The 21,285-nt window shown below is 37.4% G+C and carries 16 protein-coding genes, 1 other RNA gene and 1 other annotated feature; of the genes, 15 read left to right on the forward strand and 2 right to left on the reverse strand.

All coding sequences use genetic code 11. From position 1 onward, the window contains the following. Window positions 1–89: 89 nt before the first annotated feature. Together yajC and AAFN87_RS01705 are read left to right on the forward strand one after the other, a co-directional pair. The gene (gene yajC, locus AAFN87_RS01700; protein WP_347789255.1) at window positions 90–350 is read left to right on the forward strand and encodes a preprotein translocase subunit YajC; all 261 of its coding nucleotides are present in this window, start codon (window positions 90–92) and stop codon (window positions 348–350) included. A gap of 141 nt (window positions 351–491) precedes the next feature. Beyond that, a complete protein-coding gene (locus AAFN87_RS01705; protein ID WP_347789256.1) occupies window positions 492–1,133 on the forward strand; it encodes a DUF421 domain-containing protein in 642 nt (213 codons plus the stop codon). Here the strand turns inward: AAFN87_RS01705 and AAFN87_RS01710 are convergent. Next, a complete protein-coding gene (locus AAFN87_RS01710; protein WP_347789257.1) occupies window positions 1,113–2,606 on the reverse strand; it encodes a putative polysaccharide biosynthesis protein in 1,494 nt (497 codons plus the stop codon). The genes AAFN87_RS01705 and AAFN87_RS01710 overlap by 21 nt on opposite strands. A 95-nt stretch (window positions 2,607–2,701) precedes the next feature. On the opposite strand from AAFN87_RS01710, the gene AAFN87_RS01715 reads away from it, so the two are divergent. The 7 genes from AAFN87_RS01715 (at window position 2,702) to dtd (ending at window position 11,809) form a co-directional block, all read left to right on the forward strand. Further along, window positions 2,702–3,010, forward strand: coding sequence for a post-transcriptional regulator (locus tag AAFN87_RS01715; RefSeq protein WP_347789258.1), 309 nt, complete (start codon window positions 2,702–2,704; stop codon window positions 3,008–3,010). A 284-nt stretch (window positions 3,011–3,294) separates the two neighbouring features. After that, a complete protein-coding gene (secDF, locus tag AAFN87_RS01720) occupies window positions 3,295–5,562 on the forward strand; it encodes a protein translocase subunit SecDF (RefSeq protein WP_347789259.1) in 2,268 nt (755 codons plus the stop codon). Window positions 5,563–5,676: 114 nt separating this feature from the next. Further along, entirely contained in the window at window positions 5,677–6,057 is a 381-nt protein-coding gene (locus AAFN87_RS01725; RefSeq protein WP_347789260.1) for a LapA family protein, read from the forward strand. 75 nt (window positions 6,058–6,132) lie between these two features. After that, a complete protein-coding gene (gene recJ, locus AAFN87_RS01730; protein ID WP_347789261.1) occupies window positions 6,133–8,445 on the forward strand; it encodes a single-stranded-DNA-specific exonuclease RecJ in 2,313 nt (770 codons plus the stop codon). A 26-nt stretch (window positions 8,446–8,471) separates the two neighbouring features. Then, window positions 8,472–8,984 carry an adenine phosphoribosyltransferase gene (locus tag AAFN87_RS01735; RefSeq protein WP_347789262.1) on the forward strand — a complete coding sequence of 171 codons (513 nt, stop codon included), beginning with the start codon at window positions 8,472–8,474 and terminating at the stop codon, window positions 8,982–8,984. Between the two features lie 170 nt (window positions 8,985–9,154). Beyond that, window positions 9,155–11,350: a RelA/SpoT family protein gene (locus AAFN87_RS01740; protein ID WP_347789263.1), complete on the forward strand. Its 2,196-nt coding sequence runs from the start codon at window positions 9,155–9,157 to the stop codon at window positions 11,348–11,350. An 18-nt stretch (window positions 11,351–11,368) separates the two neighbouring features. Then, complete coding sequence (gene dtd, locus AAFN87_RS01745) at window positions 11,369–11,809, forward strand: D-aminoacyl-tRNA deacylase (protein ID WP_347789264.1); 441 nt, start codon at window positions 11,369–11,371, stop codon at window positions 11,807–11,809. A 151-nt stretch (window positions 11,810–11,960) separates the two neighbouring features. Here the strand turns inward: dtd and AAFN87_RS01750 are convergent, their stop codons facing one another. Continuing rightward, window positions 11,961–13,544, reverse strand: coding sequence for an N-acetylmuramoyl-L-alanine amidase family protein (locus AAFN87_RS01750; RefSeq protein WP_347789265.1), 1,584 nt, complete (start codon window positions 13,542–13,544; stop codon window positions 11,961–11,963). 208 nt (window positions 13,545–13,752) lie between these two features. Beyond that, window positions 13,753–13,991 (forward strand) — a binding site (T-box leader). A gap of 85 nt (window positions 13,992–14,076) precedes the next feature. On the opposite strand from AAFN87_RS01750, the gene hisS reads away from it, so the two are divergent. The 6 genes from hisS (at window position 14,077) to ptsP (ending at window position 21,277) form a co-directional block, all read left to right on the forward strand. Next, the gene (gene hisS, locus AAFN87_RS01755) at window positions 14,077–15,345 is read left to right on the forward strand and encodes a histidine--tRNA ligase (protein WP_347789266.1); all 1,269 of its coding nucleotides are present in this window, start codon (window positions 14,077–14,079) and stop codon (window positions 15,343–15,345) included. 25 nt (window positions 15,346–15,370) lie between these two features. After that, the gene (gene aspS, locus AAFN87_RS01760) at window positions 15,371–17,143 is read left to right on the forward strand and encodes an aspartate--tRNA ligase (protein WP_347789267.1); all 1,773 of its coding nucleotides are present in this window, start codon (window positions 15,371–15,373) and stop codon (window positions 17,141–17,143) included. A gap of 861 nt (window positions 17,144–18,004) precedes the next feature. After that, a non-coding RNA gene (gene ssrS, locus AAFN87_RS01765) (6S RNA) lies at window positions 18,005–18,199 on the forward strand. Window positions 18,200–18,437: 238 nt separating this feature from the next. Continuing rightward, the gene (locus AAFN87_RS01770; RefSeq protein ID WP_347789268.1) at window positions 18,438–19,160 is read left to right on the forward strand and encodes a GntR family transcriptional regulator; all 723 of its coding nucleotides are present in this window, start codon (window positions 18,438–18,440) and stop codon (window positions 19,158–19,160) included. 141 nt (window positions 19,161–19,301) lie between these two features. After that, the gene (locus tag AAFN87_RS01775) at window positions 19,302–19,571 is read left to right on the forward strand and encodes an HPr family phosphocarrier protein (protein ID WP_347789269.1); all 270 of its coding nucleotides are present in this window, start codon (window positions 19,302–19,304) and stop codon (window positions 19,569–19,571) included. Continuing rightward, window positions 19,565–21,277, forward strand: a complete 1,713-nt coding sequence (gene ptsP, locus AAFN87_RS01780; protein ID WP_347789270.1) for a phosphoenolpyruvate--protein phosphotransferase — start codon at window positions 19,565–19,567, stop codon at window positions 21,275–21,277. Before AAFN87_RS01775 ends, ptsP begins: the two co-directional genes overlap by 7 nt. Window positions 21,278–21,285 lie beyond the last annotated feature (8 nt).

Consider the following 21,285-nt stretch of genomic DNA (forward strand, 5'->3'; position numbering starts at 1 on the left):
ATATAAAAAAGTACATGATTCCGATCGCTTTTTTAATTGATTTTATACTATACTAAAGAAGTGAGATTTAGAAAGGGGGAATAATTCCTATGGAACAATTTTATAGCTTTATACCTATTATTTTGATGTTTGTTGCGATGTGGTTTATTTTAATCCGCCCAGCGCAAAAAAGACAAAAAGCGACGTTGGAAATGCAAAATAATGTTAAGCGCGGAGATCGCGTAGTAACAGTTGGCGGCTTACACGGTGAAGTAGATGCAATTGAAGATACTGTAGTGTATCTAATTATTGCGGATAACACACGTGTGAAATTCGAGCGCCAAGCAATCGGTCGAGTTATCGTAGATTAATTTTCGATACGTGCGTTAAGAATACTTAACGGTAAAAGCTTACCTTATTATAAATTGACAGTTGTCATTTTATAATAGGTAAGCTTTTTTGTATGAATAGCCCCCTTTCTGCCCACAATGAAGAAAAAAGAGGGTTCGCTTGTGCAAGAATATGTGATTATTTTTTCTAGGACAATTTTTTTATATTTGCTTGTGTTACTCGTTTTTCGTTTAATGGGAAAACGTGAATTGGGTGAGCTGAGCATTTTAGACATTGCAGTGTATGTGTTAATTGCTGAAGTAGCAGCTATTGCATTGGATAATTTTGAAAAGAGCTTTATGAAATCAATATTACCCATTCTCATATTATTCTCGATTCAATATATAAATGCTGTTTTTATTTTAAAAAATAAACGAATACGTGATGTTATTGATGGAGATCCAGCTATCGTTGTGCGAGATGGTATTATTTTAGAGAATGAAATGAAAAAGCAGCGCTACAACTTAGATGATTTATTTCAGCAGTTGCGAGAACAAGGAATAAGCTCTGTACAAACGATTGCCTTCGCATTTTTAGAACAATCAGGAAAGCTATCTATTTACCAAAAGGATGGCCCAACTTTTATATTGCCGCTTATAGTTGACGGTTATTTAGATAAGAAGCATTTACGTTTAATTGGAAAAACAGAACAATGGCTAGAAGAAGAGCTTCGAACACAAGGAATATTTAGTGCTAAGCAAGTGTTTTATTGTAGCTATGAAAACGGTAAGTTATATGTGCAATTAAAGGCGCGAAAAAATTGACCGTAAGTAACGAATATCACTAAAACGAATTTGTTTAGTTAGGATCAATAAAATCGTAATAAGCGAGAGCGTAATGACACTATTAAGAAGTAAATCCCCTTGTATTGGAATATACGTTTGCAGCGCACTGACTATAATAAAAACCGCATATGGTACAACAAAAATTTGAAAGCCGACACCGATACGTGGGTGATGGCGAAGTGTTGCGATATGTAAAAAGGATGTAATGAGTACGCCGAAGCCAATTGCTATAATTGCGCCCGTTTCTTGAATAAATGGTTGAGACGCAAGCGCAAATAAAATAAAGAGTTTTGCTAAACCACCATAAATCGAGTTCATCATTGCCGCTTTGGCCTCATCGACCGCTTGCAAAATGGAATGTAGCGGGCTTTGAATATAATAAAAATAAAATATCGGTGATAATATACGCATAAAACCTCTGTTTTCCTCTAAGTGAAAGAGGCGCATTGCTAGTTCGTCACCATACAAGAAAAAGTATGTAGCGGCAAAGCATCCAATTATCGAAGATAGTCTCATTGAAATCGATACACGATCGGTGAGCAAACGATTATTATTTCGCGCAACTGCATCACTAACTGCAGGGATTAACACTATAGCAAGGGCATTTGGAATGAATGAAGGGAATAATAAGAGCGGAATATGAACACCGGAAATAACACCGTATAAAGTTGTTGCAGCGGTGGCAGTTAGCCCAGAAACAGTTAATGCCTTTAAAAAAATAATTGGTTCTAAAAACCAAGTAAATGTGCCGAACATTTTACTGCCTGCTGATGGAAGCGCTATGCGAAATAACGGGGCTACTGGGTATCGCCCTGTTTTTTTGTCATACTTCACTTTCATGTAATGAGCACCTAAAAACAGCAATGAGAAAATTTCCCCAAACAATGTCACGACCATTGCAACCGCAGCAGTTATACTTGCATCCTCGTTAACGAAATAAGGCAAAAGCAATGTAATCAGTGCAATGCGTACAGCTTGTTCAAGCAGCTGTGCCCAAGCTGTCGGTGTAATTTTTGCTAAGCCTTGTAAATAAGATTTGATTAAACTAGAATACACGACAATAGGTACAGTAAATAATGAGATTTTTAATGTAAGTGCGATTGCCTCATTTTGAAAAAATACGCGTGCAAGAAATGGGAGCGCAAAGTAAAGTGGTGGTAATAATACAATAATTGCTACTGTAGAAATAAAGACAGCTGTTGACATAACAGCCTGTACATCATTACTTCGTTTTTTAGCGTGAAACTCGGCAATGAGCTTTGCAACCGCAATCGGTAAACCGAGCTGAACTATGGCAATAAAAAATATAAAAGTAGGGTAGGACGTCATATAAATACCGACAGCTTCTTCTCCTGCTATACGCATAAACTGCATACGGTAGACAAAGCCAAAAAGTTTTGATATCAATATTACAAACATTAAAAAAATTGTACCTTTTAAAAATGATCCCATACTTCCAATCCCTTCTCATTTCCAACGTTTTCATATACAATATTTGTATGCACAAAGACCAATAGTTAAAACTTTGATGTCCGAGGTGATTCAAAATGATAATACGTTCTCAAAATCTGTTTGAAAAAGTTCAACCTGTATTGCAAAGTAAGGTAGAAGAATTCAAGTATTATAACTACAACGCTATTTCAAAGGAACAATTGTGGAATTACTGTATCGATAAAAAATGGCGTAAAAAAAATATTGAAGAACTTGCATTGTATGAAATAGTGGCAACTATTTTTGCTATTACACCGTCAGAAATAGTGAATTATCAGCATATAACTGATTTTAAAACGGCTGAATGGTTTACTGAAACAAGTCAAGAAGAGCTTGAAATGCTTCTTAAAAAGCATGAGGAATAATAGTTGATGTGGAAATACAATTTCTGCAAATCATTTCTCTTCATTTGACAGGTAGAGTAACGTGTTTCATAATAAGCATATTGTATGCGTTCGTCATTTAGAATTGGTTTTATCATCGCTTACGCCGCTAAAGCTTTTATAACTTATTTGGTAAGTCAATAAAAATGTTGCAACGCAAAAATTAAGTCACTTTGTACATTAGCTACATAGTTCAAACAAAGAGGCGCATATGCGCTTTTTGTCGTGTGCAAATTCTGCACACGTAATTTGAGGAGGATTTACAGATGAAATTAGTAAACCGTATCATTACTTTCATTCTCGTAGTAGCCTTGTTATTTACGGGCATGGGTACAACGGTTCAAGGAGTTTTAGATAAAGTAAAACTCGGCTTGGATTTACAAGGTGGTTTTGAAGTACTTTATGAAGTAGAAACATTGGACGGCTCGCCTGTTACTCAAAGTGTTTTAACGGATACACAAGCCGCACTTAATAACCGTATTAATGAATTTGGGGTAAGTGAGCCTAGCATTACAGTTGAAGGCGAGGACCGTATTCGTGTTCAGCTAGCAGGTTTGGATGACCAATCTTCTGCACGTGAACTTTTATCGAGTACAGCGAATTTAACATTCCGTGATGTGAACGACAATGTTCTACTTGATGGTACAGACTTAAAAGAAGGTGGTGCTGCACCATCATTTGACCAACAAAACCGACCAATCGTTACATTAACATTAAAAGATGCGTCAAAATTTGCTGAGGTAACACGAAAAGTTTCAGCAATGCCTCCAGGACAAAATTTACTAGTTGTTTGGTTAGACTTTGAGGAAGGCGTTGACTCTTACGCAGAAGAGGCAAAAAAGGAAAAACCAAAGTTTCAATCAGCTGCATCTGTTAACGAAGTACTAAATACAACAGATGTTATGATATCTGGTAACTTTACTGTAGAGGAAACAAAACAATTTGCATCTGTATTAAACTCAGGTTCATTACCAGTTAAACTAACTGAAATATATTCAACTTCAGTTGGTGCACAGTTTGGTGAAGAAGCATTAACAAATACTGTCTTTGCGGGTATTGTCGGTGTAATTTTAATCTTTATCTTTATGTTATTGTATTACCGTTTACCAGGGTTTATCTCAATCATTACCCTTGCAGTCTTTGCATATTTAGTATTAGTCGTATTTAACGGTATTAATGCAGTATTAACATTACCGGGTATTGCAGCGATCGTACTTGGTATCGGGATGGCTGTTGATGCGAATATTTTAACTGCCGAGCGTATTCGTGAGGAACTAAGAGTTGGGCATACGCCAAAAGAAGCCTTTAAGTTAGGCTCAAAACAATCATTATCTGCGATTGTCGATGCACAGCTTACAACTTTACTTGCTGCCATTGTATTATTCTATTTTGGTACAAGCTCAGTTAAAGGTTTCGCAACAACATTAATTATTTCGATTTTACTAAGCTTCGTAACAGCTGTTTGGGGTTCTCGATTATTACTTGGTTTACTTGTAAACAGTGGCTACTTCGATAATTCGACTTGGTACGGTATTGCAAAATCGAAACAGCATAAGCTAGAAGAAGGCTTTAAAACACTAGATTTAACAACGAAATTTGATCGTATTAATTTCGTGTCTAATAGAAAAAAATTCTATTCATTATCGATAATTATATTAGTTGTCGGGATGATCATTTTAGGTATTTTCAAATTAAATTTAGGAATAGATTTCGCAGGTGGTACACGAGTTGAAATTCAAGCACCTAATGAAGTAACACAACAAGAAATGCAAGATTATTTTGATAAAATAGGCTTCCCTTCTGATGAGAATGTTGTTATTTCAGGTCAAGAAAAAAACATCGCAGTAGCACAATATAAAGAAGATTTCTCACAACAAGAAATTGCAGATTTCAAAGCGCAAGTAATGAAAGATTACGGCAGTGAACCAAGTGTGAGTACCGTATCTTCATTAGTAGGTAAAGAGCTTGTAGAAAATGCTATTAAAGCATTATCTTTAGCGGCGATAGGCATTATTATCTATGTAGCAATTCGTTTTGAATGGCGCATGGGTGTTGGTGCAATTGCTTCATTATTACACGACGTGTTCTTCATGGTAGCGATATTCAGTCTATTCCGTCTGGAAATAGATATTACATTTATTGCAGCTGTATTAACAATTGTCGGATACTCAATTAATGATACGATTGTAACGTTTGACCGTATTCGTGAAAATATCGATCACCAGGAAAAAGTTACGACAAAAGAAGAACTGGCTAATATTGTGAATAAGTCACTTCGACAAACGATGGGACGTTCTGTAAATACAGTATTAACAGTTATTATCGTTGTAGTTGCATTAATATTCTTAGGTGCACCGGCTATCCAAAACTTCTCAATCGCATTACTAATCGGTTTAGTAACAGGTATGTATTCATCGATTTGTATTGCAGCTCAAATTTGGTATTCATTAAAAGTACGTGAAATGAATAAAAAAGGCGGCGCAGTAGTTAAAAAAGAGAAAAAACAATGGGGTTCAGACGAGCCTGTCGTATAAGTAAGAAGGAAAATCCCGAAAGTCAAAAAATGCTTTCGGGATTTTTTTCGATTGCATAACTTTTCGCTGTAGAAAAAGCATAATAGTATAGAAATACCACAAGGGGATGATTTGTTGAAAACACAATGGTCATTAGTACTTGGGCTTGTTTTTGCTATTATTGTTGCGATTTTTGCGAGCTTAAATGTATCGGAAGTAAGTGTGAATTATTTATTTGGTAAAGCATATTGGCCACTTATATTAATAATTCTCGGTTCAGCTCTAGCCGGGGTGTTCATAAGTGCTTGCTTTGCTGCAGTTCGTACAATTAGTTATAGAAAAAAAGTGGGGCAGCTAGAGAAAGAGCAGAGAGAGTTAGGGAAATTATTAGCAGAGAAAGATCAGCAATTAGAAGAAAAAGAAGCAGAACTAACACTTTTAAAACTTACAATAACAGATAAAGAGGACGTTGAGGTAGTGAATGAGGATGAAGAAGACACAGGATCTAACCGGTAAATCAATTACCGGTTTTTTTAAATGGAGTTTAATAGAAAAGTTTCGGTATAATGAAGTAGATAAGGAAGTGACATAATGATTGAACCAGTTAAAAAATGGATTATCAAACATCCAGATAAACAGCTTTTCTCACAACTACAAAGTGAATTAAAAATGTCTGCTATTGCTACCAAAATATTGGTTGCGAGAGGGTGTCAAACGGCAGAACAAGCACAGGCGCTTTTATCGATGGACGAGCGTGCTTTACATGACCCATTTTTAATGCATAGTATGGATAAAGCAGTCGCAAGAATTGAGCAAGCATTAGATAATGATGAAAAGATTTTAGTATATGGCGATTATGATAGTGATGGTATTACTAGTACAACGGTTATGATGAATGTTTTAATTGATTTAGGGGCGGACGTAGAGTATATAATTCCTAATCGTTTTATACATGGTTATGGACCGAATGAGCAACTGTTTCGTGAGGCCTATGAGCGCGGTGTCAATTTAATTATTACAGTAGATAATGGCATTAGTGGTATTGAACCGATTCGTGTAGCAAAAGAACTTGGCATGGATGTAATCGTAACAGACCATCATGAAGCAGGAGATACATTACCAGAGGCGGATGTTATTATTCATCCACGCGTTCCAGAAGGCCATTATCCTTACGGGGATCTGGCGGGAGTAGGTGTAGCATTTAAACTTGCACACGCTTTATACGGAGAAGTACCAGATCATTTATTTGAATACGTTGCAATTGGTACGATTGCCGATTTAGTCCCACTTACAGGAGAAAACCGTTATTTAGTAAAGCAAGGCTTGAAACATTTGCAAATGTCGCAAAATCCGTGGGTAAATGCTTTAAGTGAAGTTGCTGGGGCATCACAAAAGGATATTAATGAAGAAACGGTCGGTTTTTACTTTGCTCCACGCCTAAATGCGATTGGGCGATTAGGTGAAGCTGCACCGGGTGTTGAATTTTTAATGAGTGAAGATATTGCTACTGCAAAAGAATATGCAAAATTACTCAATACAAAAAATGCTGAACGAAAAGATATTGTCAATTCGATTATGGAAGAAGCGATTGCCCAAATTGAGGCTAATGACCATATTAAAAATTCCCTTGTTTTAGTTGTAGCAAAAGAGGGCTGGAATGCGGGAGTTGTTGGAATTGTTGCATCTCGATTAGTAGAGAAATATTATCGTCCAACCATTATTCTTTCACTAGATCCAGAAAAGGGAACAGCAAAGGGTTCAGCACGTAGTATTGAAGGCTTCCATTTATACAATGAACTTGCAAAAAACCGAGAAATTTTGCCACATTTCGGGGGTCATCCGATGGCAGCTGGGATGACGCTTGCCGCTGAAAATGTAGATGTCTTACGCGAACGTTTACATGTACAAGCAAAACAGTGCTTAACAGAAGAACATTTAACGCCAAAGCTCTTTATTGACGTACCAATTGAACTGAGTGAAGTAACTGTTGAAGCGATCGAAGAAATTCGTCAGCTTGGGCCATTTGGTGCGGAATTTGCAAAGCCAGTATTTGCATTCGAGCAAGTAAAGGTTAGCTCCATGCGTAAAATTGGCGCGAAAGAAGATCATTTAAAGCTAGAGTTAGAAGATGAATATGGCTCAATTGATGCTATTGGCTTTAGTAAAGGACATTTATATAATGAAATTTCTTACGGAGTAGAGTTATCATTCGTTGGAGATTTACAAATCAATGAATGGCAAAATAAAAAAAAGCCACAATTTATGATACAGGATGTACAGTCAAACGAATGGCAGCTTTTCGATTTTCGTGGTAAGAGCCAAGTGTCAAACTGGCTAGCAAAAATTCCGATAGCGCAAACGGATTTTGTGGCGTTCCATGCAAATACGGCAGAGTATTTCGAACAATTGTTACAAACAACTGTGCAAGTTGTTAATAATGACATGCCAGAGTTAAAGCCGTATATCGTATTATTAGATTTACCATCTAATGTGGACACGCTAGAAACCTTGTTGCAAACAGGAAAGCCGACACGCATTTATGCACACTTTTACACCCCAAATTCACAATATTTTAGCGGAATGCCAACCCGTCAGCATTTTAGCTGGTATTATAGTTTTTTAAAGAAACGACCGGCATTTAACCTAAAACAACATATCCAACAATTATCACAACACATTGGATTAAATATTGATGTAATTAATTTCATGACAAAGGTGTTTTTTGAGCTAGGATTTGTTAAAATAGAAGATGGTCTGACGACTGTTGTCGAAAGTGCACCAAAACAAGCACTAGAAACAGCATCATCGTACAAAGCACGTATAGCCCAAATTGACTTAGAACAAAAACTATTATATGCAACTTATATAGAGTTAAAACAATGGCTTGATGAACGAATGAATTGAGCAGATTCCTAAGGAGGAACAATCGAATGGATTTAAAGCAATATGTAACAACAGTTGAAAACTGGCCGAAAGAAGGTATCAGTTTCAAAGATATTACAACAATTATGGATAACGGCCCAGCTTACAAATACGCTACAGACGAAATCGTTAAATATGCAAAAGAAGTTGGCGCTGAAATTATCGTAGGTCCAGAAGCACGCGGTTTCATTATTGGTTGTCCAGTAGCATACGCACTTGAAATTGGCTTTGCACCTGTTCGAAAGCCAGGTAAACTACCACGTGAAGTAATAAGTGTAGACTACGGTTTAGAGTATGGTAAAGACACTTTAACGATGCATAAAGATGCTATCAAACAAGGCCAAAAAGTTTTGATCTGTGATGACTTACTTGCAACAGGGGGTACTGTTGAAGCAACTGTACGCCTAATTGAGCAGCTTGGCGGTGTTGTAGCAGGTTGTGCATTTTTAATCGAGTTAACAGAGTTAAATGGACGTGCGAAAATTGGTAATTATCCTATAAAAACATTAATCCAATATTAATTATTTTCAAATCCTTTTTGCATCATCGCAAAAAGGATTTTTCAAATATTATTCACAATTGCATCTTGCGGAAAAGTAATAGCGAACGTGTCTTTACAATGTAGATATATTTTTTATACAATTGAATTTATATATAAAATGTGAAAAATTACGTACAAGGTGGACAAACAATGGCGAAAGAACAAATAATGACGCCCGAAGATGTTTTCGAGCTCGTCAAACAGTATATGAATGGTGAACACGTTGCCTTTGTTGTAAAAGCGTATGAGGTGGCGAAAGAAGCACATAAAGAGCAATTCCGTAGTTCAGGTGAACCATATATTATTCACCCTGTTCAAGTAGCGAGTATTTTAGCAGAGCTGCAAATGGACCCTGAAACGGTAGCGGCGGGTTTCTTACATGATGTAGTAGAAGATACTACGGTGACGCGTGAAGATTTAGTGCGAGAGTTTAATGAAGAAGTGGCGATGCTTGTAGATGGAGTTACGAAGCTTGAAAAAATTAAATATTTGTCAAAAGAAGAGCAACAGGCTGAAAACCACCGTAAAATGGTTGTTGCGATGGCACAGGATATTCGAGTAATTTTAATTAAGCTTGCAGACCGTTTGCATAATATGCGTACACTAAAGCATTTACCTACTGAAAAACAGCGCCGTATTTCCAATGAAACGCTTGAAATTTTTGCGCCACTGGCACATCGTCTTGGAATTTCAACAGTGAAGTGGGAGCTTGAAGATACAGCGCTTCGTTATTTAAACCCGCAGCAATATTATCGCATCGTTAGCTTGATGAAGAAAAAACGCAACGAACGCGAAGCATATTTAGACAATGTTATGGATGAGATTAAATCACAGTTGCATGATGTGGAAATCGATGCCGATATTTACGGTCGTCCAAAACATATTTATAGCATATATAGTAAAATGGTGCTTCAAAAGAAACAATTTAATGAAATTTATGATTTATTAGCGGTACGTATATTAGTAGATAGCATTAAAGATTGTTATGCCGTATTGGGAATTGTGCATACATTATGGAAACCGATGCCAGGACGCTTTAAAGACTATATTGCGATGCCAAAACAAAATTTATATCAATCATTGCATACAACGGTTATTGGTCCTTACGGAGATCCACTTGAAGTTCAAATCCGCACGAAAGAAATGCATAAAATAGCAGAATTCGGGATTGCTGCACACTGGGCGTATAAAGAAGGGAAATCAGTTGAATATAGCAAGGAAAGCATTGACCAAAAATTAACATGGTTCCGAGAGATTTTAGAGTTCCAAAACGAATCTTCAAACGCAGAGGAATTTATGGAATCATTAAAATTCGACTTATTTTCAGATATGGTATATGTCTTTACTCCTAAAGGTGATGTAGTTGAGTTACCTGCTGGCTCTGTACCAATAGACTTTGCTTACCGTGTACACTCCGAAGTCGGTAATAAAACAATTGGTGCTAAAGTAAACGGTAAAATGGTGCCGCTTGATACCCCATTAAAAACAGGAGATATCGTTGAAGTATTAACGTCAAAGCAATCATTTGGACCAAGTCGCGACTGGATTAAAATTGCCCAAAGCTCGCAGGCGAAAAATAAAATAAAACAATACTTCAAGAAAAACTTACGTGAAGATAATATTATTAAAGGTAAGGAAATGGTTGATAAAGAAATTAAGGCGCAAGAATTTGATAGTAAAGAAGTGCTAACAAATGAAAATATTAAGCGCGTTATTGAAAAATTCAACTATACACATGAAGATGATTTATACGCAGCTGTTGGGGTCGGAGGCATTACGGCACAACAAATCGTTAATCGCCTTGCTGAGAAAATGCGTAGAGAGCGTGAGCAAGAAGAGGCGCTTGAAAAAATTGTTAAAGAAATGCAAAATCCAACACCTAAACGTCGTACCGATTCAGGTGTTGTTGTAAAAGGAATCGAAAACTTACTTATACGTTTATCTCGCTGTTGTACACCGGTCCCAGGAGATGAAATTGTTGGTTTCATTACGAAAGGGCGAGGTGTTTCGGTACACCGTGCAGATTGCCCAAATATTCAGGAAGACGGTAGTGCCGAGCGTTTAATTGAAGTGGAATGGGAAAGCGGTTTAGCACCTGCTCGTAAGGAATACCCTGTTGATATTGAAATTTCAGCATTTGATCGTGCTGGTGTATTAAATGACGTCATGCATGCCGTTAGTGAAGCAAAAACAAACATTTTAGCTGTAACAGGACGTGTTGATAGAGATAAAATAGCTACAATTCATTTAACGATTGCCATTTCTAATATTTCTGCATTGCACAAAGTCGTAGAAAAAATTAAACAATTGCCCGATATTTATTCGGTGCAACGTGTTATTAATTAAAAGATTGAAGGTTTTATTATGAAAGTTGTCGTTCAGCGTGCAAAAAATGCAACAGTAACAGTTGACGGTGTAATAACAGGGGCAATAGAAAGTGGATATATGCTTTTAGTTGGCATTACACATACAGATACATTGGAAGATATTCAATATGTCGCTAAAAAAATTGCCGAGCTACGCTTATATGAAGATTCTGAAGGGAAAATGAATCACTCGATTACTGAGATGGGTGGAGCGATATTATCTGTATCGCAATTTACATTATATGCTGATACGAAAAAAGGACGTCGCCCAAGCTTTACAGATGCAGCACGTCCGGATGTCGCTAAGCCGTTATGGGAAGCGTTTAACGAAGAGCTTCGTCAATATGATTTGCAAGTGGAAACAGGTATTTTCGGTGCGATGATGGATGTGGCGTTTATTAATGATGGTCCTGTCACAATCATTGTCGAATCAAAATAGCGCACAGTTTGCCTATATTGCCATACACTAACACTAGGACCACTAAATATGTAAAAAGAGGGTTCGTTCAGCGTGCAATACGCTTTGAACGGACCCTCTTTGTTGTTATACATGTATAAACAATCGTAGTTTTACCAAGTAGTGGATTTCATCATTGTAGCTGTGCATCAAAATAATTCAAAATCCCTTCGTAAATCCCAAGTGTTGCTTGCTCGCGGTAGAAGTCAGTTGTAACAGTACGCTCCTCAGTCGGATTACTTAAGTAGCCTAGCTCTATTAATACCGCTTGTTGACGGTTTTCTCGTAGTACTAAATAATTTCCTTCTTGTGCACCACGATCTCTTAAATCAACTTTGCTAGCAAGACCAGCATTAACCGCTGCAGCTAGTTGCTGTTGTAAGCTATTATAATAATAAGTCGTAAATCCAGAAATTGAACTATCGTCCGTTGCATCGTAGTGAATACTAATAAAAGCATCTGCATTCGTTTGATGAGCGACAGAAACGCGTTTTCTTAAATCAACATATACATCTGCTTCGCGTGTTAATTCTACCGTTGCACCGGCTGCTCGGAGCTTTAATTTTAATAGCTCTGCTGTTTTTAAAGTAATTCCTTTTTCTTCAGTTCCTCGTGCCCCTGTAGTACCGTGATCATTTCCACCGTGTCCGGGATCAATAACAATTGTGACTCCCTTTAAAGTTCCCTTTTTACGAGGCTCTTTATTTTCAGACACTACCTTTTCGTTATTTAATGTTACTACTGAGTTTGCTACATAGGCAAATCCTTGTGAGACTGCAACTTTATTCCAATCACCTTCTTTTTCTACAATCGTAAACTGTTCACCTGCATTCGCACGTTGTACAACATTTGCTGATGTCGAAGGAGATTCACGTAAGTTTGTACCGTTATAAATAATGGTTACTTTTTCATCGATAGGTATTAATGGGTCAGAGGGTTGCTCTTGCTGAACAGTAAATGACCCATAGAAGCTATATACCCACCCCTTTTTCTTTTTCGTATATTGAATTTGCACCCAATTATTTTTTCGGTCGAGCACTTTAAATTGTTGCCCTTTAGTTGCCACACCTAGCTTTTTTGAATTTAAATCTGGTTTTTTACTAATATTCACTTCATTTACTAAAATGGTAAAAGTGTTTGGATCATTTTCAAACGTAATAGGCTCTTCTTGTGTATCAGGAGCTTCCGTATCTTCGACAGTCTCTGCTGGGGTTTCATCAAGTTCATTGACTGTTACATAAGATGCGGAAACCCAACCAATGACCTCACCGTATTGTATTTGCACCCAATCGTTTTCCTGTTTTAAAAATTGTGCCTCTGCTCCGACGAAAAGCTGTGTATAAACAGTAGCGGAAAGAGAGGGCTCTGAGCGCACATTAAGACGATCAACTTGAGAAATGACTATTTTTTGCGTTGCTACTTGCTCTTCCATGCTAGCTGACACGTTTTTCGTTAGCCAAGAAGCAACCCACCCCTCTTCACCATCTACAGTTACATGAATCCAATCTCCTTTTTTTTCAATCGACGTTAAAAGTTGTCCTTCTTTTAGCGTCGTTAATATCGGATATGATAGCCCTGGCCCTTCACGTAAATATAATATTTCTGCAGTCACGACTAAATCATCGGTCACTGCTCGTGCAGTATGTATTAATGGGGGCATTGCAGTTGATGATAAGAGCAATATGCTACAAATAAGTATGAATATAGACCGTTTCATAAAATGTCTCCTTTCAAATTCCAAACATTTGCAATATAGCTTAGAATGGTTTGCTTGAACAAGTTGTTCTTTTAAGTATGTATTAACTTTTTGCGAGTTATGTTTCTTCTATATTTTAAAAGTAATTATGTACTAAAATCTATAGTTAATTTAAAAATAGTTGACATTATGTTAGCACATCATTAAGATAAGGTATAATCTAAACATACAATCGCCAGTGACCAAGCAAGTAGCAATGACTATGGCTGACACAGAGAAGGAAAGACAAAGGCTGCAATCTTTCCTACAGTACGTTAATTGCGAATAACACTTGAGAGGCTTTTTCTCGAAATGCATACGCATAGTAGGGAAAAACGGAATCGGCCGTTATCCGAATGACGAGAGGATGTAGTCTTACATCAACTAGGGTGGAACCGCGGAAGCAGCTATATAGCTTTCGTCCCTTGCAATTTTTTTGCAGGGGACGAAAGCTTTTTTTGTTCTCCAAAATATAGAAGTATGTAAAGTTTAATATTAGAAAGGGGAGCTTGTCATGAGCTTTAAAGTACCTAGAGGAACACAAGATATATTACCGGGACAATCCGAAAAATGGCAACAAATCGAAGGCGTAATTCGCGAATTGTGTCGTGTCTATCGCTATCAAGAAATCCGTACACCAATGTTTGAATCAACAGAATTATTTCAACGCGGTGTAGGGGATACAACAGATATCGTACAAAAAGAAATGTATACTTTTGAAGATCGTGGGGGACGTTCCTTAACTTTACGTCCTGAAGGCACTGCAGCAGTAGTTCGTTCATACGTGGAGCACAAAATGTTCGGCCAACCAGACCAGCCAGTAAAGCTTTCTTATATGGGGCCAATGTTCCGTTATGAGCGTCAGCAAGCAGGGCGTTACCGTCAATTCGTGCAATTTGGTGTAGAGGCTATCGGTTCAGCTGATCCGGCAATCGATGCAGAAGTGATGGCACTCGCAATGGATATTTACAGCACAATGGGCTTAAAAGATTTAAAGCTTGTTATTAACTCTCTTGGTGATAAAGAAACGCGAAACGCTCATAGAGAAGCGCTTATACAACACTTCGAACCAAGTATAGGGGAATTTTGCTCAGATTGCCAAAAGCGCTTAGAAAAAAATCCATTACGTATTTTAGATTGTAAAGTAGACCGTGACCATCCTTTAATGGCGACAGCTCCAGCATTAACAGACTATTTAACAGATTTTTCAGCTGAGTATTTTACAAAAGTGAAAATGTACTTAGATACGTTAGGTATTCCGTATGAAGTTGATCCAAACTTAGTGCGTGGATTAGATTATTACAATCATACAGCGTTTGAAATTATGTCGACAGCGTCTGGCTTTGGTGCAATAACTACGCTTTGTGGTGGAGGTCGCTATAACGGTTTAGTAGAAGATATCGGTGGACCTGATATGCCAGGTATCGGTTTTGCATTATCAATTGAACGCCTTTTATTAGCACTTGAAGCAGAGGGCATATCACTTGAAGTTAGTAACGGGCTAGATATTTTCGTAGTGGCAATGGGCGATGAAGCAAAAGTAAAAGCAGTTGAATTACTAAGCTCATTCCGGGCAAAAGGCATTTCAGCAGAAATGGATTATATTGACCGTAAAATGAAAGCGCAAATGAAAGCGGCAGACCGTAACGGAGCAAAATTTGTAATCGTTTTAGGGGAAACAGAAATTGCAGAAGCTGCGGTAAACGTAAAAGAAATGGAATCCGGCAATCAAGAAAAAGTAGCTTTCCACAATTTAGTGAACTACTTGCTTGAGCATAAATAAGAAACAACAATTGGAGGAACAGTCAATGGCACAGAGAACACATGCTTGTGGTGAAGTTAATGAACAACACCAGGGTGAAGAAGTTGTATTAAAGGGTTGGGTACAAAAGCGTCGTGATTTAGGCGGACTTATTTTCGTAGATATGCGTGACCGTACAGGAATTGTACAAATTGTTTTCGGAGACGAGGCACCAGAAGCGCTTGCAACAGCTGAAAAAATTCGTAATGAATATGTTATTGAAGTAGTAGGTAAAGTAGTACTACGTCAAGAAGGACAATTCAATTCAAATCTTAAAACAGGTAAAATTGAAGTAATGGCTACTTCCTTAACAATTATTAATGAAGCGAAAAACCCTCCATTTGCAATTGATAACAACTCGGAAATTGCAGAGGATTTACGCCTAAAATATCGTTACTTAGATTTACGTCGTCCGGTTATGTTTGACACATTTAAAATGCGCTCGGATGTTACACGTACGATTCGTAACTTCTTACAAAACGAAGGCTTCTTAGAAGTAGAAACACCAATTTTAACGAAATCAACACCTGAAGGAGCACGTGACTATTTAGTACCTTCTCGTGTACACGAAGGTGAATTTTATGCATTACCTCAATCACCACAGCTATTTAAGCAATTATTAATGGTTTCAGGTTTCGAGAAATATTTCCAAATCGCGCGTTGTTTCCGTGATGAAGATTTACGTGCTGACCGTCAACCAGAATTCACGCAAGTCGATATTGAAACTTCATTCATGACAATGGATGAAATTATTGCGATGAACGAACGTTTAATCCAACAAGTAATGCGTGATGTAAAAGGTGTAGAAGTAGAAGCACCATTCCAACGCATGAGCTATAAAGAAGCGATGGATCGCTTTGGTTCAGATAAGCCAGACGTACGCTTTGGTTTAGAGCTAAAACAGCTATCAGAAATCGTGAAAGATTCAGCATTCGGTGTATTTGCTAATGCAGTAAAAGCAGGCGGCGAAGTAAAGGCTATTAATGTAAAAGCTTCAGCAGATAAATATTCTCGTAAAGATATCGATGCTTTAGGAGAATTTGCGGCTCGCTATGGTGCGAAAGGTCTTGCATGGCTAAAAGTAACAGAGGACGGTTTAAACGGCCCAATCGCTAAATTCTTTGAAGGCGATGCAGCTGCTGCAATAATTGAAGCAACAGAAGCTGAGGCTGGCGACTTACTTTTATTTGTAGCAGATAAATCATCTGTTGTAGCAGACGCACTTGGCGCATTGCGTACTAAGTTAGGTAAAGACCTAGAATTGATTGATGAATCTCGCTTTGCATTCCTATGGGTTGTGGATTGGCCATTATTCGAATACGACGAAACAGACGGTCGCTATTACGCGGCACACCATCCATTCACTCGACCTTTCGATGAAGATCTTGAGTTAATGAACACGAATCCAAAAGAAGTACGTGCACAAGCATACGACATCGTCTTAAACGGATATGAACTTGGTGGTGGTTCATTACGTATTTATGAACGTGATTTACAAGAAAAAATGTTTGAACTTTTAGGCTTCACTCAAGAAGAAGCAAAAGCACAGTTCGGTTTCTTACTAGAAGCGTTTGAATACGGTGTTCCTCCACATGGTGGATTAGCATTTGGTCTTGACCGCTTTGTAATGTTACTTGCAGGTCGCACAAACTTACGTGATACTATTGCGTTCCCTAAAACAGCATCAGCTAGCTGCTTATTAACATCTGCTCCATCTGGTGTATCAGATGCACAATTAACAGAGCTAAGCCTAGCTGTTATGGCAAAGAAAGAAGATTAATATGTAACAAGCTTTAAACTGAACCCTGAATAGTTGACCATTTAAAAAGGTGTACCAAAGGGGCTCTGAAAAAGTCTTTAAAGTAGTTAAGCCAGTACTTGAACGAGACATCGTTTAAGTACTGGCTTTTTTCTGCGATGTCGTTGATTTCCGTTGCGGCGAACGCTTTTCTGGGGGCGAGTTGCCTCGTGAAAAAAGCAGTCCCGCGGAGCAATAGATGTCCCATGGGCGAAAAGTATGATCCCACGAGCGAAAAGCGGGTTGCCCGGTAAAACGCGAGTTGCCATGTGAAAAAAGCGGTCCCGCGGAGCAATAGATGTCCCACGGGCGAAAAGCATGATCCCATGAGCGAAAAGCGGGTTGCCACGGGCGAAAAGTGGGTTCCCACGGGCGAAAATTAACCTCCCGCGGGCGAATTGTTACTTTTGTCAGGGAATACATTAAGAATTTGACAGATTATTAATTGCTTTTAACAGTATATATTTTTGATTTCAAAATAAATTCCATCAGCATGGATACAAAACAGTCAAATCAGCAGGGCTATTTAGCATGAAAATACAAGGTGTCACAACAATATTTGCCGTCAATCTGAAGCGAATAGTGAAACTGCTAAATGAAAAAGAGTAAGAAATAGACAATGGAATAAAGCACTTTCTATTCAAATCGAAAAGAAAGTGCCTGATATTAAAGTGAAAACCAATTACCTGCCTAAAAATCGAATGTTTTTCAGTGCCCTCGATTTCAGGGCACGTATTTAAACCAGAAATTTGTCGAAGCTTAATAAAAAAATCCATTGTTTTTTATATTTTAAGAGTATTTTAGTTTGAAAATTCTGATTTTTGTGGTAAGATACATTTAACGCGAATCCTGAAGTGTTCGTTAAGAATTAATAATTAAAAGTTTTGACCGAACACTAAATCGTTGGGAGCCTTTATTTCATTTACTGCAAACATGCCCCATTTGTAGCGGGAAGTTTAAAGTAGCGAAGCGGGCACCCCCCTGCTAGAGCGCGGGTTCAAAACGATATTTTTACAAAACGGCATATTTGGGATTCGTTTAACTAATAATTAATAACTTACTAGTCATTGTAATAATGGCTTTTTTTTATGGGGAAAAACATATCTTAAAAGAGTAAATGGGGTTATTTAGAAAAAAAGCCGAAATCGACAAAAAGTTTGTATTTTCAAAACATTGAATTATAATTGGTATAGACAACTATACCGAGGAGGATGAAACAATATTCTATTATTCTATGTAGAATAGTATTAATGAAGCAAGAAGGAGGGGATAGAGAGTGTTAGACAAAAATTCACATACACCAATCTATATCCAAATAGAAGAAATATTAAAGCAACGAATTTATTTGGAAGAATACAAAATAGGAGAGAATATTCCTTCTGAAAGAGAGCTGTCGATGCAGTTTGATGTAAGTCGAATGACAGTTAGGCAAGCGATAACGAGCTTAGTTAACAGTGGTTTACTTTATCGTGAAAAAGGGAGAGGCACTTTTGTAGCAAATCCTAAATTAGAACAGGTTTTAATTGGGTTAATGGGTTTTACTGAGGATATGCGTGCCAGAGGAATGGAGCCTAGCAGCAAAGTGCTGCGGTTTGAAAAAATAATACCACCAGTTGATATTGCAAGGGATTTAATGTTAGAGCATGGGGAAGAAGTTTTCTTTGTTGTCCGAATACGAAGTGCAAATTTAAAACCTATGTCATTAGAAAGAACTTATATACCTGTAAAGATTTATCCTGAATTAGATGAAAAGAAAATTATGGGTTCACTGTATGCATTAATTGAAGCGAAATTTCATCAAAAAATTGGTAATGCCATTCAACAGATGGAAGCAGCAATTGTAGCAAAAGAGGACAGTAAGCATTTGCAAGTAAATACTACAGCTCCTGTTTTAATTATTAAGCGAATCAGTTACTTAAGTGATGGATATCCGTTTGAGTTAGTAAGAAGTACGTACCGTGCCGATCGTTATAAATTCATTAGTGAAATAAAAAGGTGATACTATGCATGCTTATTTCCAAAGTGTTCAAAAACTATTTCAACAAAATAGAATAGGTAAGGAGTAGTTAGAAATTGCATCGGAAATAGCGAAAGCATTCAAGACATCGAATTGACTTTGAGTAAAATGGAGGGGAAAGAAGTGGAGAAAACTTTTAAAATCACAACATCAGAAGGATTACATGCAAGACCTACAGCGTTATTAGTTTCTACTGTGATGCCATTTAAATCTGAGGTACAGCTAACGCATAAGGATAAGACTGTAAATATGAAATCGATTATGGGAGTAATGGCACAAGGTATTACGCCAGGGGGATTAATAAACATTTCTGCAAACGGAGAAGATGCGGAGCAATTGATGGAGGCAGTTACAGAAGTCATTATCACTAAAGGAATTGGTGAAGAATGTTAGATTATCATGGGATTGCTGTATCTAGTGGGGTAGCAATAGCTACGGCCTACTGCTTGATTGAACCAGATTTATCATTTGAACAGTCGACTATCTCGGATGTAAATGCAGAAATAAAACGTTTGCAATTAGCAGTTTCACAAACAAAAGAAGAGCTTCAGGAAATTCAAGCATTGGCTGAAAATAAGTTTGGAAAAGACAAAGCAGCTATTTTCGCTGCACATATATTATTGCTTGAAGATCCGGAAATGTTAGCTGCTATTGAAGTGAAAATTGCAAATGGTGTCAATGCGGAATCCGCTTTACACGAAGTAGCTTTAATGTATATTCAAATGTTTGAAGGAATGGATAATGCCTATATGCAGGAGAGAGCAGCGGATATTCGAGATGTCTCAAATCGATTATTAGCCCATTTACTAGGTGTAGAGATACCTGATTATAGTCGCTTATCGTCAGATGTCATCATTGTAGCAGAAGATTTAACACCTTCAATGACTGCTCAATTAGACACAAAGTATGTAAAGGGTTTTATTACAGATATCGGTGGAAAAACCTCACATTCGTCCATCTTAGCTAGAACAATGGGAATTCCAGCGGTTGTTGGAACAAAAATAGCGACAAAACAGATTCAGCATGGGGAAAAAGTCATTTTGGATGGAGTGACAGGTAAAATTATTGTAGACCCAACAAAAGAGGTTATCGAATATTATAATAAACGGCGCAATTCTTATGAACAATTAGAACAAGAGCTGGTCCAATATCGTTCATTAAAAAGTATAAGTGCGGATGGTTTTGCTATTGAAATTGCTGGTAATATCGGCAAACCTGAAGATGTGGAACGAATTATTACGAGTGGTGGAGATGGTGTAGGGCTGTTCCGAACAGAATTTTTATATATGGATCGCCAAGACCTACCAAACGAGGAAGAACAGTTTAATATATATCGACAGGTGCTAGAAAAAATGCAAGGAAAGCCTGTAGTAGTACGTACTTTAGATATAGGAGGAGATAAAAATCTACCATATTTAAAACTACCATCAGAGACAAACCCATTTTTAGGGTATCGTGCAATACGCCTTTGTTTGAATGAACAGGAAATATTCCGCGTTCAAATAAGAGCTTTATTACGTGCAAGTGTTTATGGGAATTTGAAAATTATGTTCCCGATGATTGCGACGCTTGATGAATTTAGAGCTGCAAAGGAAATTATACTAGAGGAAAAAGGTCTACTATCTAGTGCTGGTATCGCAGTTTCAGACTCAATCGAGATCGGATTGATGATTGAAATTCCTTCAGCAGCAATTATTGCGGATTTATTTGCTCAAGAAGCTGATTTCCTGTCTATTGGGACGAATGATTTAATCCAATATACTTTGGCTGCTGATCGGATGAATGAAAATGTAGCGTATTTGTATCAACCATATCATCCAGCGATTTTAAGGCTTATTAAGATGATAATTGATGCTGGACATAAACATGGAAAATGGGTTGGTATGTGTGGTGAAATGGCTGGAGATGAAATAGCCATTCCTATTCTACTCGCACTTGGGCTCGATGAGTTTTCAATGAATGCGTCATCTATTTTAAAAACGAGAGCACAAATTTCAAAACTTTCTAAAGAACAATTAGAATCGCATATTGAACATTTATTAATGTTATCGACTGCTTCTGATGTTGAACAATATGTATGTACACATTTAATTGTTTAAGATTTAAG

Source organism: Solibacillus sp. CAU 1738 (genome assembly GCF_039888725.1).
Taxonomy (GTDB): domain Bacteria; phylum Bacillota; class Bacilli; order Bacillales_A; family Planococcaceae; genus Metasolibacillus.

Bases quoted from the DNA above. Each gene is read 5' to 3' on its own strand.
- AAFN87_RS01710 (WP_347789257.1), bottom strand. From the start codon at position 2,606: ATGGGATCATTTTTAAAAGGTACAATTTTTTTAATGTTTGTAATATTG.
- AAFN87_RS01735 (WP_347789262.1), top strand. From the start codon at position 8,472: ATGGATTTAAAGCAATATGTAACAACAGTTGAAAACTGGCCGAAAGAA.
- AAFN87_RS01750 (WP_347789265.1), bottom strand. From the start codon at position 13,544: ATGAAACGGTCTATATTCATACTTATTTGTAGCATATTGCTCTTATCA.
- AAFN87_RS01715 (WP_347789258.1), top strand. From the start codon at position 2,702: ATGATAATACGTTCTCAAAATCTGTTTGAAAAAGTTCAACCTGTATTG.
- recJ (WP_347789261.1), top strand. From the start codon at position 6,133: ATGATTGAACCAGTTAAAAAATGGATTATCAAACATCCAGATAAACAG.
- aspS (WP_347789267.1), top strand. From the start codon at position 15,371: ATGGCACAGAGAACACATGCTTGTGGTGAAGTTAATGAACAACACCAG.
- AAFN87_RS01740 (WP_347789263.1), top strand. From the start codon at position 9,155: ATGGCGAAAGAACAAATAATGACGCCCGAAGATGTTTTCGAGCTCGTC.
- ptsP (WP_347789270.1), top strand. From the start codon at position 19,565: ATGTTAGATTATCATGGGATTGCTGTATCTAGTGGGGTAGCAATAGCT.
- dtd (WP_347789264.1), top strand. From the start codon at position 11,369: ATGAAAGTTGTCGTTCAGCGTGCAAAAAATGCAACAGTAACAGTTGAC.
- yajC (WP_347789255.1), top strand. From the start codon at position 90: ATGGAACAATTTTATAGCTTTATACCTATTATTTTGATGTTTGTTGCG.
- hisS (WP_347789266.1), top strand. From the start codon at position 14,077: ATGAGCTTTAAAGTACCTAGAGGAACACAAGATATATTACCGGGACAA.
- secDF (WP_347789259.1), top strand. From the start codon at position 3,295: ATGAAATTAGTAAACCGTATCATTACTTTCATTCTCGTAGTAGCCTTG.